The organism is Sphingomonas sp. UYP23 (genome assembly GCF_054059235.1).
In genome coordinates this window covers 504,658-518,360 of sequence record NZ_JBSSBX010000001.1, presented here as the reverse complement: position 1 = coordinate 518,360, position 13,703 = coordinate 504,658, and the positions used below count along the sequence as shown (strand labels likewise).

Sequence of the window (13,703 nt, the reverse complement as noted above, 5' to 3'; positions counted from 1 at the left end):
CAATGAGCGTGCTGACCCAGACCCGTCCGCTCGACCATGTCGCGGATTTCCCTGCGATCCCGGCCGGCTGGGCGTATCTCGACACCGCGGCGACCGCGCAGAAGCCGCAGGCGGTGATCGACGCGATCACCCGCGCTTATGACACCGACTATGCGACGGTCCACCGTGGCGTGTACCAGCGCTCGGCCGACATGACGCTCGCCTATGAGGCGGCGCGTCGCAAGGTGGCCACGTTCCTCAACGCGGGTTCTGAAAACGAGATCGTCTTCGTCCGCGGCGCGACCGAGGGGATCAACCTCGTGGCGCAGTGCTGGGCGGGCACGCAGCTTGAGGCCGGCGACCGCATCCTGCTCTCGACGCTCGAGCATCACAGCAATATCGTGCCGTGGCAGATGATCGCCGAGCGGATCGGTGCGCATATCGACGTGATCCCGCTGACTGAGGATCACCGCATCGATCTCGATGCGATGGCCGCGATGATCACGCCGCAGCACAAGCTCGTCGCGCTGGGGCATGTCTCGAACGTGCTCGGCTCGGTGCTCGACGGCCGTCGTGCCGCCGACATTGCGCACTCTGTCGGCGCGAAGATCCTGCTCGACGGCTGCCAGTCGGTCCCGCGGATGACGGTCGATGTTGCTGCGCTCGATTGCGATTTCTACGTCTTTTCGGGGCATAAGCTCTATGGTCCGACCGGGATCGGCGTGCTGTGGGCGCGGCCCGAATTGCTCGAGGCGATGCCGCCGTACCAGGGCGGCGGATCGATGATCGACAAGGTCAACTTCGCCAAGACCACCTATGCGCCGCCGCCCGGGCGGTTCGAGGCGGGGACGCCGCATATCGTCGGCGTGCTCGGGCTTGCCGCAGGGATCGACTATGTCACGCGGATCGGGCTCGATCGGATCCACGCGCACGAGACTGCGCTGGTGAAACTGACGCGCGATGCGCTGTCGCAATTCAATTCGCTGACGCTGTTCGGCCCCGAAGATTCCGCCGGGATCGTCAGCTTCAGCATCGCGGGGGTGCATCCGCACGACATCGGCACCATCTTGGATGAAGCCAGGGTCGCGGTGCGCGCCGGCCATCACTGCGCGCAGCCGTTGATGGAGATGCTTGGGGTCGATGCCACGGCGCGCGCGAGCTTCGGGGTTTATAACAGCGCGGCGGACGTCGACGCGCTGGTCAAGGGTATTGAGCGAGTGACGAGGATTTTCGGATGAGCAACGGAATCGAGATCCAGGAAGTCGGCGCCGTCGAGCAGCCGCCGCGTGCGCGCGTCGAAGACGTTGCGGCCGATGGGGGTGAGCGCAAGCGCGACTATCTCGAGGGCTTCCTCAGTCAGAAGCCCGCAGGCGAGGTCGTCGGCGAGCCGGGCGGGGCGCTGTACGAGGGCGTCGTCTCGGCGCTCAAGGAAATCTACGATCCGGAGATTCCCGTCAACATCTACGATCTCGGGCTGATCTACGGCGTCGAGGTGACCGAAGCCGGCCATGCCGTGGTCACGATGACGCTGACCACGCCGCATTGCCCGGTCGCCGAATCGATGCCGATGGAGGTCGAATTGCGCGTCGGCGCGGTGCCCGGCGTCGGATCGGCCGAGGTCAATCTGGTGTGGGACCCGGCATGGGATCCCGCCAAGATGTCCGACGACGCCAAGCTCGAACTGGGTATGCTGTAACGCACTAAAGCCCCTCCCCTTCAGGGGAGGGGTTGGGGTGGGGAGGTCACGGGCGTTGAGCTCTGCGAGGCTTCCCCCACCCCCTACCCCTCCCCTGAAGAGGAGGGGCTTTGGAGGAAGAAACCAATGACAACTGCCACCCGCGTTCGCCCCGCTGCGCTGATCCTGACGCCCACGGCCGAGGCGCGCATCGCCGCGCTGATGGCCAAGGCGCCAGCCGACGCGATCGGTGTCAAGCTGTCGACCCCGCGGCGCGGGTGTTCGGGGCTCGCCTATTCGGTCGATTATGTCACCGAGGCCAAGCCGTTCGACGAACGGATCGATACCCCGGGCGGCACGCTGTTCGTCGATGGCGGGTCGATCCTGTATCTGATCGGATCGACGATGAATTGGGTCGAGGACGATTTCGCGGCGGGGTTCGTCTTCGTGAACCCCAACGCCAAGGGCGCGTGCGGGTGCGGCGAGAGCTTTACCGTCTGACTCGAGCGGTCACCCCGCACTGGCTTGAGCGCGCATTTGCGTCCACAGGCGGGCGATGACGAGCTCCACTTACGACACCATCATCCTCGGCGCCGGCGCGGCCGGGTTGATGTGCGCCTTTACCGCCGGCCAGCGCGGGCGGCGCGTGCTGCTGCTCGACCATGCCGAGGCGATCGGCAAGAAGATCCTGATTTCGGGCGGCGGGCGGTGCAATTTTACCAATATGCACACGGCGGCCGATCGCTACATCTCGGCCAATCCGCATTTCGCCAAGTCGGCGCTCGGGCGCTACACCGCGGCGGATTTCCTGGCGCTGGTCGAGGCGCACGGCATCGCCTGGCACGAGAAGACGCTCGGGCAATTGTTCTGCGATGGCTCGGCCAAGCAGATCGTCGCGCTACTGCAGGACGAGTGCGACAAGGGAGGGGTGGAGATCGCGCTCGGCGCGGCGATCCGCGACATCGACCATGCCGATGGCGTCTATCGCGTCACCTTCGGCTACCGCACCGCCAGCGCGCCGTCGCTCGTCATCGCCACTGGGGGGCCGTCGATCCCGCAAATGGGCGCGACCGGCTTCGCTTACGATCTCGCGCGCCGCTTCGGCATGAAAGTGGTCGAGCCGCGCCCGGCACTCGTGCCGCTAACGCTGGGTGGCGAAGAGACGTTGTTCCGCTCGCTTTCGGGTGTCGCGGCGGAGGTTGTCGCCAAGGCGGGCAAGACCAAGTTCCGCGAAGCGGCGCTGTTCACGCACAAGGGGCTGAGCGGGCCGGCGATCCTGCAGATCTCGTCTTACTGGCGCCACAGCGAACCGGTCGGGATCGACTTCCTGCCCGACCTCAAGCCCGGCTGGCTGGTCGGCGTGAAGCACGCCCGGCCGCGGGTGTCGCTCGCGTCGGTGCTGTCGAACCATTTGCCCGGCCGTCTCGCGGAGACATTGGCCGACCGGCTCGGCATCGAGGGCGAACTCGGCGCGGCGACCGACAAGGTGGTCGATGCGGCGGCACGGCAACTAGCCGACTGGCGCTTCAGCCCCAACGGCACCGAAGGCTTCGCCAAGGCCGAGGTGACGGCGGGCGGGATTTCGACGGCGGAACTGTCGTCGCAGACGATGGAAGCGCGCAAGGTGCCGGGGCTGTACGCGATCGGCGAGGCGGTCGATGTGACCGGCTGGCTCGGCGGCTACAACTTCCAATGGGCCTGGGCGAGCGGCTGGGCGGCGGGGCAGGTGGTTTAGGTCGTCTACCGAATTGCTTTTTAGCTGGCGGTGTGTATGATGCGCACGATGAAAAGCGCCGATCTCATTCGTGAGTTGAAATCGGCAGGGTGGACACTCGATCGGGTGCGGGGATCGCACCACGTTTTCACCCATCCACAGCACGGCGGGCATATCGTCGTGCCGCATCCCAAGAGGGATCTCGGGCCGGGGCTGGTCGCGGCGATCCGCAAGCAGGCAAAGGTCTAGGTGTTCCCCATGCGGTATCCCATCGCCATCGAACCTGGTAGCAACAGCACTGCCTTCGGCGTCGTGGTGCCCGATCTGCCGGGGTGCTTTTCCGCGGGTGATACGCTCGACGAGGCGCTCGTCGGCGTCGAGGAAGCCGCAGCGGCGTGGATCGATGCTGCGCTCGACGCGGGCACGGCAATTCCGCCGGCGCGAAGCCTCGATACGCTGCGGCTGGATCCGGACTTTGACGGCTGGGCATTCGGTGTGATCTCGCTCGACCCTGCGCTATTCGAAGACACGATCGAGCGGGTCAACGTAACCCTGCCAAGGCGAGTCCTGAAGCGCCTCGACGCAATGGCCCGCGCTGCCGGGCAGAGCCGGTCAAGCTACATCGCCTCGCTAACGCTCGATTCGCCGGACCCGTCAGTCGAGCATGCCGCATGACGCTGGGCTTGATGCTTGCCGATGTCGCGCGCGTCATTTTCTACAAACGCGACGAATTCACCACCGCTCTGATCTGCTGCGACATCGAGGCCCTTGGGCAAACATGGATTTTCCATGAGGAAATGCTTGAATGGCCGGGTCTGATTGCAACCCTTGAGACGCTTCCCGGATTCCGCAGCGATTGGTTCGCTGCCGTCAGCCAGCCGCCTTTCGCCACGAATGAGACGCTCGCCTACCAGCGCTTCTGACGGAATCCACACCCCCCGTGCTTTTCCCGCGCGCCCGTGCTAAGGGCCCTTTTTGGCGCGCGAACCCGCCGCCCCCATATTCGGAATACCATGCCCTTCACACACCTCCCCACGCTTCTCGCCGAAGCGCTTTCCGCCCGTGGCTATGAAGCCCCGACCCCGGTCCAGGCCGCCGTCATCCAGCCCGAGGGCGAAGGCCGCGACGTCATCGTCTCGGCGCAGACCGGCTCGGGCAAGACCGTCGCGTTCGGCCTCGCCATCGCGCCGCAGCTGCTGACCGAAGACGGCCTCCTGCCGCCGCCGCGCGCACCGCTCGCGCTCGCCATCGCGCCGACGCGCGAACTCGCGCTCCAGGTCAGCCGCGAGCTCGAATGGCTCTACGGCAAGGCCGGCGCGCGCATCTCGACCTGCGTCGGTGGCATGGACGCCAGCCGCGAGCGTCGCAGCCTGGCGCACGGCACGCATATCGTCGTCGGCACGCCGGGCCGTCTGCGCGACCATATCGAGCGCGGCGCGCTCGACCTGTCGAACCTCAAGGCGGTCATCCTCGACGAAGCCGACGAGATGCTCGACATGGGCTTCCGCGAGGATCTCGAGCTGATCCTCGACGCTTCGCCGTCCGAGCGCCGCACGCTCCTCTTCTCGGCGACGATGCCCAAGTCGATCGTCGCGCTCGCCAAGCGCTACCAGAAGGACGCGCTGCGCATCTCGACCGTCGGCGAGGATCGCGGGCATGGCGACATCGAATATCAGGCGGTGACCGTTGCGCCCGCCGATATCGAGAACGCCGTCGTCAACCTGCTGCGCCTGCACGAGGCCGAAACCGCGATGCTGTTCTGCGCGACGCGCGACAATGTCCGCCATCTCCATGCCGGCCTCATCGAGCGCGGCTTTGCGGCCGTCGCCTTGTCGGGCGAGCATAGCCAGAACGAGCGCAACGCCGCCATGCAGGCGCTGCGCGACAAGCGCGCGCGCGTCTGCGTCGCGACCGACGTTGCCGCGCGCGGGATCGATCTGCCCTCGCTCAGCCTCGTGGTTCACGTCGAGCTGCCGCGCGATGCCGAGACGATGCAGCATCGCTCGGGCCGTACCGGCCGCGCGGGCAAGAAGGGCACCGCGATCCTGATCGTGCCGTACCAGCGCAAGCGCCGCGTCGAGATGATGCTGCGCGGCGCGCGGATCGCGGTCGAGTGGATGAACGCGCCGACGGTCGACGACATTCGCAAGGCCGACAAGTCGCGGCTGATGACGATGCTGATGGAAGACGTCGAAGTCGACGAGGACGATCGCGCATTGGCGCAGCAGCTGCTCGAGAAGAAGAGCCCCGAGGATATCGCGGCGGCGCTGGTGCGCAGCTATCGTGCGCGGATGCCCGCGCCCGAGGAGATGATCGAGGCGAGCGGGTCTTCGCCGCGCGAGGCGGGCAAGGAGCATCACCGCGAGGGCTTCGACGACATCGTCTGGTTCCGCATGGACATCGGGCGTCGCCAGAACGCCGATCCGCGCTGGATCCTGCCGCTGATCTGCCGTCGCGGGCACATCACCAAGAACGAGGTCGGCGCGATCCGCATCGCCGCCAACGAGACGATGTTCCAGGTGCCGAGCGGCATCGCGGGCAAGTTCATGGCGGCAGTGAAGCGCACCGCTGGCGAGGAAGCCGAAGGCGGCGTGCAGTTCGAGCAGGTCCAGGGCGGGCCGGTCGAGGCTGAGCGTAGCCCACGGCGTGCCAATGGCCCGGCGCCGGTGCGCCACCAGCCGCGCCCGACGCTGCGTCCGGGTGGTCCGAACAAGCGGCCGCAACGGTAATTTATTCAATCCTCCCTCGCGAAGCGGGGGAGGGGACCGCCAGCCTTCTTCAGGCTGGCGGTGGAGGGGGCCGCCACGCGCGTCACGCCCGCTGAGAGGCCCCCTTTCACCATTCGCCGAATGCTCATGGTTCCGCGCCCCGTGGCGGGGAGGATTTGAAGTTGTGGGCATTCCCCGCTAACGCACGCGCCATGAACGCACCGGTTCCCAAGCCATGGGTCATGGCCATCGCCCCCTACGTGCCCGGTCGCTCGACGAGCGAGGGCGGGGCACCCGTCATCAAGCTGTCGTCGAACGAAAATCCGCTCGGCACCAGCCGACAGGCGGTCGAAGCGTTTGCCAGCCATTCGGGCGATCTAGCGCGCTATCCCGACGCCGGCGCAGCCCTGCTGCGCGAGGCGATCGCCGCGCATCACGATCTCGACCCCGCGCGGGTTATCTACGGCACCGGATCGGACGAGGTGCTCCACCTGATCGCCGGTGCCTATGCGGGCCCGGGCGACGAGATCATCCAGGTGCGTTACGGCTTCGCGGTCTATGAGATCGCCACGCGCCGCGTCGGCGCGACGCTCGTCACCGCCGACGACCGCGACTATGCGACCGACGTCGATGCGATCCTCGCCGCCGTGACCGAGCGGACCCGCGTCGTGTTCGTCGCCAATCCCAACAACCCGACCGGCACTTTTACGCGGAAGGAAGAGATCGCGCGGCTGCACGCCGGGCTGCCCGCGCAGGTGATGCTGGTGCTCGACCAGGCCTATGCCGAATATCTCGCCCCCGAGGACGATGACGGCGGTCTGGATCTCGCGCGCATCGCGCCCAACGTGATCGTCACACGCACCTTCTCGAAGATCCACGGCCTTGCGGCCGAGCGGGTCGGCTGGGGCTATGGGTCGGACGAGGCGATCTCCGCGATGCACCGCATCCGCGCGCCGTTCTGCTGCACCACCGCCGGCCAGGAAGCCGCGATCGCCGCGCTCGGCGCGGCCGATTTCATCACCGCCTCGCGCGAGCATAACCGCGTGTGGCGCGCGTGGCTCGGCGAAGAGATGGGCAAGCTCGGCAATGCGGGTCTGCGGGTTGTCCCGAGCGAGGCAAACTTCCTGCTCGTGCTGTTCGAAGGCGCGGTTACCGCCGAGACGGCATACAAGGCGCTGCTCGAGCGCGGCTATATCGTGCGCTGGCTGCCGGGGCAGGGGCTCGCCAACGGCCTGCGCATGACGATCGGCACCGAGGCCGAGACGCGTGGGCTCGCCGAGGCCTTGCGCGAGATCGTCGCGGGGTGATCAAGGCGCTCGCCTTCGACGTGTTCGGCACCGTCGTCGACTGGCGGACAAGCGTCGCGCGCGAGGTGGCGGCTGTGCTCGCAGCGATCGGGCGCGAGGATATCGATCCGGCGCGCTTTGCAGACGATTGGCGCGGCCTGTATCAGCCGGCGATGGAGGAATGCCGTTCGGGCCGGCGCGCTTATACGCGGCTCGACCTGCTCAATCGCGAGACGCTCGACGTGCTGGTCGAGCGCTTCGACATCGCGGCGGACGCGGCGACGCTGGCCGATCTCGCGCTCGCCTGGAGACGGCTCGATCCGTGGCCCGACTCGGTCGCCGGGCTGAAGCGGCTTACAACGCGGTTCCCGGTCGTCACGCTCTCGAACGGCAATGTCGCGCTGATGCTCGCGCTGGCGCGGTTCGGTGGATTGCCCTGGGATGCGATCCTCGGTGCCGAGGCGACCGGCATCTACAAACCGCTGCCGCAAGCCTATCTCGGCACCGCCGATATCCTGGGGATTGCGCCCGAAGAGCTATGCCTCGTAGCCGCGCATCACAGCGATCTTGCCGCGGCGCGGGCGTGTGGGCTGGCGACCGCCTATGTCGATCGGCCGATGGAATTGGGCGGCGCGCCCAAGCCCGACCGCGCGGCGGAACAGGCATGGGATTACATCGCCGAGTCGCTGACCGAATTGGCCGACCGTCTCGGCTGCTGACGCTTCAGCCTGCCGCCAGCATCTCCTTTAACGGCACGGCCGCATCGGCCAGCAGCGCCGGGTCGATCACCGCGCGCGCCATCACCAGCGCGCGGCCCTGGACATAGTCGCGCGTCATGTTGACGCAATCCAGCGCGATCACCTTGCCTGCCTTTAAATAGACGACCGAGAACCGCCGCGTGTCGACATCGCCGCGCAGCACCGCCGCATCGAAGCCGGTCGAAAGCCCGACGGTTTGCAGCTTCAGATCATATTGGTTCGACCAGAACCACGGCACCGCATCATAAGGCTGCGGATCGCCCGTCAGCGCGCGCGCGACGACCGTCGCCTGATCGTTGGCGTTCTGCACCGATTCAAGCCGAATCGTCGCGCCCTCCGCATACGGGTTGGGGTGCGCCGCGCAGTCGCCGATCGCGAACATGTCGGGTAGCGACGTGCGGCACAGCGCGTCGACGGTTACGCCATTGCCGCCGGCGGCGCCGGCCTCGAGCAGGGGCGCTACCGCGGGGATGATCCCGATCCCGACGATCACCATCGTGCCGGCAACCACGCTGCCATCGGCAAGCCGTACCCCGGTCGCTGCACCGTCGTGCCCCTCGATGCCCACGACCGTGACGCCGGTGCGCAGATCGACGCCGTGCGCGCGGTGCTCGGCCTCGTAGAAATGCGACAAGGCTTCGCCCGCAACGCGCGCCAGCACGCGCGGTGCGGCTTCGAGCACGGTGACATGCTTGCCGAGCTTGGTCAGCACTGCGGCCGCCTCAAGCCCGATATACCCGCCGCCGATCACGATCACGCGTTCGACCGCGGGAAGTTCGGCGATCATCCGGTCGACATCGGCGCGGTTGCGCACGCCGTGGACGCCGCGCAGATCATGTCCGGCGCAGGTCAACCGGCGCGGCGGGCCGCCGGTCGCCCAGATCAGCGTGGAATAGCCGATCGTCGCGCCATCGGCGGTCGTCACGCGATGTGCGACCGGATCGACCGACACCACCGTCCGGCGCGACTGGAGCGTGATCTTGCGGTCTATCCAGAAAGCGGCTGGCCGGATCAGGATCCGCTCGAACGGCTTGTCGCCGGCAAGATAGTCCTTCGACAGGGGAGGGCGTTCATAGGGCAGTTCGGGCTCGTCGCCGATCAGGCCGATCGTCCCCGCGAACCCGCGCTGGCGCAGCGCGATCGCCGCTTGCGCCCCGCCATGCCCCGCCCCCACGATCACAACGTCGAACGAAAGCGCGGTGTCGGTCATTTCAGCCCTCTCCTGGGATCGTTCGCGCTGAAGTGCGGGCAATGCACGGATCTGTCCAGTGCCCGAAGCGCGATATTACCTCCGCGAAGCGGGTGCGGAGAGCGGGATGAAGTTCAACCCGCCGAATACCAGCGCGGCCCCGCTCATCACCGCTGCGACCCACCCGATCGGCCCGAATACGACGCCCCAGGCCTGCAGCGACAGCGCGAACCCGACGATCAGCAGCGCCCACGCCGCGGTCCGTAATGCGATTGCGCACGGCTTCGGACAGGGACGCCGGAAGCGTTTGCCATGATGCTGGTCGGTCGCCAGCCCGAACAGCAGGAACGCCAGGATGGAGGTGAGGAAGGGCAGCGCGGTCATACGGTCGCCCGGCTGCGCGACCGGCGCGGCGAGGGGATGTGCCGGTGGACCGCCCGCGCGATCGCGGCATAGGCGAGCCCGAGCGCAAGAAGCGTCAGGTCGACGCCTGCGAGCGTGGTGTCGCCCGATGCGATCGTCGCCGGCAATCCGCGGTTCGTCGCGAGCATGTCGAACAGCGGCAAGGCAAGCAGCAGCGCCGCGGTCAGCCCGAGCTGCTCTACCCAGGCGCGGCGCGGCCGGCGAACGAAGGCGTGGACCAGCAGCGCACCCCACAGCACGAACATCGCAGTGATCTCGGCTTCGGCGCGCCCCGGCAACGCGAGCGGGAGCAGGCGGTTGGCCCAGAGGAACCCGACCAGCGCGGCGGGAAAGCCCGCGACGAAGCCGATATTGAGCCGCTCGACCAGGCGGACGCCGAACGGCGGGTGATCGGGGTCGGGCAATTTCTCGCGGCGCTTGACGCTCCACAGCACGAGCCCGCTCGCGACCATCACCGATCCGCCGATCCCGCACAGGAAATAGACCCAGCGGATCGCGGTGTCGGCGAAGCGCCCGGCGTGCAGCCCGATCATCGCGCCCGCGGTCACCAGCGCCGCGCCGGGTGGCGGGGAGGCCCAGAGCGGCCGCCCACTTACGCCGTCATAGGTCAGCCGCGGCGTCAGGCTCGACAGCGTGCCGTTGTTGCTCTGTGACAGCAGGATCCGCGCCGATGCATCGCCGGGCGCGGTCACGCTGATAACGTCGACCGGCGCGCCCAGCCGCCGCTCGCCATCGCGCAGCACGGCGACAAGATCGACCAGCGGCGCGGGGCGGTCGGCGCGCGCGACGGGCGGGGCTTCGGGATAGAGCAGGCGGCCGAAGCTGCCCGGGTCGGTATAATTGGCGATCGCCGCCCATGGCATCAGCAGCGTCATCAGCGTGACCAGCCCGGTATAGGTGATCATCAGATGGAAGGGCAGGCCGAGCACCGCGACGGCATTGTGCCCGTCGAGCCACGAGCGCTGCCCCTTGCCGCCGCGAAAGGTAAAGAAATCGCGGAAGATCTTCTTGTGCGTCACGATCCCGCTGAGGATCGCGACGAGCATGAACATCGCGCAGATCCCGACGATCCAGCGCGACACGTAATAGGGCACGTAATGCAGGTCGAAATGGAAACGGTAAAAGAAGTCGCCGCCGCGTGTCGCGCGCGCGACGACCTTGGCGCCGGTGCCGTCGATCAGCGCGCTCGTCTCGCTGCGTGTGGGCGGTGCGCCAGCGCCCGGCACCCAGAAGACGCTGCCGCTCGCCGAGCGGGTGCTCGGCACGGTGATGAACCAGCTCGCAGCATTCGGCGCCTCGCGCTGCAGCAGTGCCTGTGCGCCGCGTACGACCCGCGCGGGCTGCTCGATCCGCGGGAGTTCGGGTTGCGCCCAGCGGTTGAGCGCCTCGCGCCAATAGGCGGCGGTGCCGGTCACGAAGACGATGAACAGCACCCAGCCGACGAGCAGCCCCGACCAGGTGTGGAGCGTCGCCTGGCTCTGGCGGAAGCCCTTGCTCACGCGCGGCCCGTCAGCACGATCGAGCCGAAGGCGATCGCCGCGGCGATGCCGCCGCCGAGCAGCGTCGTCCACGCCGCGCGCCACCCGCTCCGCGCGGCGAAGGCCCACATCGCGGTGAACGCGCACAGCGCGAAGGCGACGAGCGTGGCGGTGAGGGTCGCTTGAGCCGGCCCGCCCGGCAGGATCCGCGCAAGCGCCATCGCCCACAGGCTCGCCACCGCATAGCCGCCGGGCACCGCGACGACGATCCGCAGCGCGGTGTCGGCGCGGCGGCGCCACTGGCGGCGCGCTTCGGTCATGCGGTGCGGCATTCGCGGTTAGAACCGATACGCGATCGTGCCCTGCACGGTGCGGCGGTTGCCGTACCAGCACCAGGCATAATCGAGATAGCAGGTGGTGACGTACTTCTTGTCGAACAGGTTGGCGGCGTTGACCCCGAGCGACACGCCCTGGAAGCGCGGCGCGATCGTGCCGAGATCGAAGCGCACCAGCGCATCGACCAGCGTGAAGCCCGGCGTACTCTGGCGCGCCGCACCACCGGCATAGATGCTGTCGACATGGCGCACCGCGCCGCCGATCGCGAAGCCCTGCCACTTGCCGCCGCGCGGCGCCCATTCGAGATTGCCCGACACGCCACCGCGCCCGACGCCCATGATTCCCTTACCGATATTGGCGGGGTCGGCATCGGCAATGGTGCGCACCTTCTGGCGGCTGTAGGCGAGCTTGGCGTTGAAGCCGTATGGCAAGGGCGCGCTCGCTTCGACCTCGACGCCGGTCGAGCGGACCTTGCCGCTCTGCGTCGAGACATTGGTCAGCGGATTGGTGGTGATGAGGTTGGTCTGGTCGATCTGGAACCATGCGCCGGTGACGAGGATCTGCGTTCCCGGCACGGTATATTTGGCGCCGGCCTCGATCTGCTTGCCCTCGGACGGCTTGGCGACGGTGATCGCGCCGTTCGGTTGCGTGAGCGTGCCGTTGGGTTCGAACGAGGTCGCGTAACTGACATAGGGCGCAAGCCCGAACGGCAGTGTGTAGAGCGCCCCGGCGCGATAGGTGAACTTCTGCGAATCCTGCGATGCGGTGCCGGGCGCGGTGCGCACCGACGCCCAATCCTGCCGTCCGCTGAGCAGCACGCGCAGGGCGCCGTACGAAAGCTCGTCCTGCGCATAGACGCCGGCCTGGTTCGAGCGCGGCTTGTTGTCGTTAAGGCTGAAATAGTTCGGCACCTGCGCCGGGCTCTGCGGCACGACCATCGTGCCATAGACCGGGGCATAGCCGTTGAGCGGCGTCGCCGAGCCGAAGGCGTTGATCGAGCGCGCGTTGCCGGTCTGGTAATCGACGCCAAACAGCACGTCATGCTTCACCGCGCCTGTGGCGAAACGGCCGTGCACCTGATTGTCGAACACCCAGGAGTCGCTGCGCTCGCGCGTTGCATAGGAGGCGCGGTTGTAGAGCGTGGAGGTGGGATTGGCGGCGGCATCGACCAGCGATCCCGCGGCATAGACGATACCGAGCCGCGCGGTGCCGTGCTGGTAGCGGCCCGACGCGCGGATGTTCCAGTCGGGGTTGATCTCGTGCGTCAGGATATAGGTCGCGGCGACCTGCTCGCGCTTGAAGTAATTGCCGGGCTCGCCGAAATCGGTCGAGGTCGACAGCGTGCCGTTGGGGTTGGGCAGGAAGGTGCCCGATGCCGGGAACACGCCGTAGCTGCCGTTCTGCGGATCGTTCGAATAGGCGCCGAGCAGCGTCAGCTTGGTCGCGTGATCGAGATTGAAGGTCAGCGCGCCCGAGATCGTCTGGCGCTCGCGCCCGCTGAAGGTCTGCTGGGTGTGTGCGCCGTTGACGCTGCCGGTGACGCGCCAGAGTACGGAGTCGCTGATCTTGCCGCCGACATCGGCATCGGCGCGATAGAGGTCATAGGTGCCGTACGTGCCCGACACCGCACCGTAGAACGGCTTGTCGAGCGGCAGCTTGCTCGACAACGCGACAAGGCCGCCAGGGCCCGACTGGCCGTAGAGCACCGAGGCCGGCCCCTTGATCACTTCGATCCGGTCGAGCCGCGAAACGTCGATCTGCGGGCTGAGATAGCTCGCCCCGTCGATCAGCTTGAGCCCGTCGAGAAATTGCGGGGCATCGAAGCCGCGCAGCTTGAACTGGTCATAGACTTCGGCGCTCGATCCGCGCTGCTCGGTGGTGACGCCGGCGACGAAGCGCAGCGCCTGGTTGAGGTTCGACAGACCGAGATCGGCGATGTCGGCGGCGCTGATGACGCTGATCGATTGCGGCGTTTCGGCGATCGGCGCCGAGCTCTTGGTGCCCGCGGTCGCCTCGCTGCGCGGACGGGCACCGGTGACGACGATCGCATTGTTCTCGTCCGCCTGGTCTTCCGCCATCGCCGGTGCGGCATAGACGGCGGAGCTCAGCAGCAAGGCGGAGATGACGAAACGCTTCATTCACAGGTCCCTTTGATGT

15 protein-coding genes are annotated in these 13,703 nt (G+C 67.5%); 10 read left to right on the top strand and 5 right to left on the bottom strand.

Annotated features, from left to right (window positions below; all coding sequences use genetic code 11):
- Positions 1-2: 2 nt before the first annotated feature.
- From ACVWYO_RS02740 to ACVWYO_RS02695, 10 genes are all read left to right on the top strand, one after another.
- Positions 3-1,217 carry an aminotransferase class V-fold PLP-dependent enzyme gene (locus ACVWYO_RS02740; RefSeq protein ID WP_457348672.1) on the top strand — a complete coding sequence of 405 codons (1,215 nt, stop codon included), beginning with the start codon at positions 3-5 and terminating at the stop codon, positions 1,215-1,217.
- On the top strand, positions 1,214-1,675 hold the full coding sequence (locus ACVWYO_RS02735; RefSeq protein WP_457348671.1) for an SUF system Fe-S cluster assembly protein: 462 nt from the start codon (positions 1,214-1,216) through the stop codon (positions 1,673-1,675). Before ACVWYO_RS02740 ends, ACVWYO_RS02735 begins: the two co-directional genes overlap by 4 nt.
- Positions 1,676-1,801: 126 nt before the next feature.
- A complete protein-coding gene (locus ACVWYO_RS02730) occupies positions 1,802-2,155 on the top strand; it encodes a HesB/IscA family protein (RefSeq protein WP_140851629.1) in 354 nt (117 codons plus the stop codon).
- A gap of 55 nt (positions 2,156-2,210) precedes the next feature.
- The gene (locus ACVWYO_RS02725; RefSeq protein WP_457348670.1) at positions 2,211-3,389 is read left to right on the top strand and encodes an NAD(P)/FAD-dependent oxidoreductase; all 1,179 of its coding nucleotides are present in this window, start codon (positions 2,211-2,213) and stop codon (positions 3,387-3,389) included.
- Positions 3,390-3,425: 36 nt separating this feature from the next.
- A complete protein-coding gene (locus ACVWYO_RS02720; protein ID WP_457348669.1) occupies positions 3,426-3,617 on the top strand; it encodes a type II toxin-antitoxin system HicA family toxin in 192 nt (63 codons plus the stop codon).
- 9 nt (positions 3,618-3,626) lie between these two features.
- Complete coding sequence (locus tag ACVWYO_RS02715) at positions 3,627-4,043, top strand: type II toxin-antitoxin system HicB family antitoxin (protein WP_457348668.1); 417 nt, start codon at positions 3,627-3,629, stop codon at positions 4,041-4,043.
- Complete coding sequence (locus ACVWYO_RS02710) at positions 4,040-4,291, top strand: hypothetical protein (RefSeq protein ID WP_457348667.1); 252 nt, start codon at positions 4,040-4,042, stop codon at positions 4,289-4,291. Before ACVWYO_RS02715 ends, ACVWYO_RS02710 begins: the two co-directional genes overlap by 4 nt.
- A gap of 90 nt (positions 4,292-4,381) precedes the next feature.
- Complete coding sequence (locus ACVWYO_RS02705; RefSeq protein ID WP_457348666.1) at positions 4,382-6,097, top strand: DEAD/DEAH box helicase; 1,716 nt, start codon at positions 4,382-4,384, stop codon at positions 6,095-6,097.
- A 191-nt stretch (positions 6,098-6,288) separates the two neighbouring features.
- Positions 6,289-7,383 (top strand): histidinol-phosphate transaminase, encoded by a 1,095-nt coding sequence (gene hisC, locus ACVWYO_RS02700; RefSeq protein ID WP_457348665.1) that lies wholly within the window; start codon positions 6,289-6,291, stop codon positions 7,381-7,383.
- The gene (locus tag ACVWYO_RS02695) at positions 7,380-8,081 is read left to right on the top strand and encodes a haloacid dehalogenase type II (protein ID WP_457348664.1); all 702 of its coding nucleotides are present in this window, start codon (positions 7,380-7,382) and stop codon (positions 8,079-8,081) included. Before hisC ends, ACVWYO_RS02695 begins: the two co-directional genes overlap by 4 nt.
- Positions 8,082-8,085: 4 nt before the next feature.
- Here the strand turns inward: ACVWYO_RS02695 and ACVWYO_RS02690 are convergent, their stop codons facing one another.
- The 5 genes from ACVWYO_RS02690 to ACVWYO_RS02670 all read right to left on the bottom strand — a co-directional run bounded on the left by ACVWYO_RS02690 (position 8,086) and on the right by ACVWYO_RS02670 (position 13,684).
- On the bottom strand, positions 8,086-9,330 hold the full coding sequence (locus tag ACVWYO_RS02690; RefSeq protein ID WP_457348663.1) for an NAD(P)/FAD-dependent oxidoreductase: 1,245 nt from the start codon (positions 9,328-9,330) through the stop codon (positions 8,086-8,088).
- A 75-nt stretch (positions 9,331-9,405) separates the two neighbouring features.
- Positions 9,406-9,693 carry a DUF3325 domain-containing protein gene (locus tag ACVWYO_RS02685; RefSeq protein WP_457348662.1) on the bottom strand — a complete coding sequence of 96 codons (288 nt, stop codon included), beginning with the start codon at positions 9,691-9,693 and terminating at the stop codon, positions 9,406-9,408.
- Positions 9,690-11,231, bottom strand: coding sequence for a PepSY-associated TM helix domain-containing protein (locus tag ACVWYO_RS02680; RefSeq protein WP_457348661.1), 1,542 nt, complete (start codon positions 11,229-11,231; stop codon positions 9,690-9,692). The genes ACVWYO_RS02685 and ACVWYO_RS02680 overlap by 4 nt, the downstream gene beginning before the upstream one ends.
- The gene (locus ACVWYO_RS02675) at positions 11,228-11,530 is read right to left on the bottom strand and encodes a hypothetical protein (protein WP_457348660.1); all 303 of its coding nucleotides are present in this window, start codon (positions 11,528-11,530) and stop codon (positions 11,228-11,230) included. Before ACVWYO_RS02675 ends, ACVWYO_RS02680 begins: the two co-directional genes overlap by 4 nt.
- Before the next feature lie 18 nt (positions 11,531-11,548).
- Positions 11,549-13,684, bottom strand: a complete 2,136-nt coding sequence (locus ACVWYO_RS02670) for a TonB-dependent siderophore receptor (protein WP_457348659.1) — start codon at positions 13,682-13,684, stop codon at positions 11,549-11,551.
- Positions 13,685-13,703: the final 19 nt, after the last annotated feature.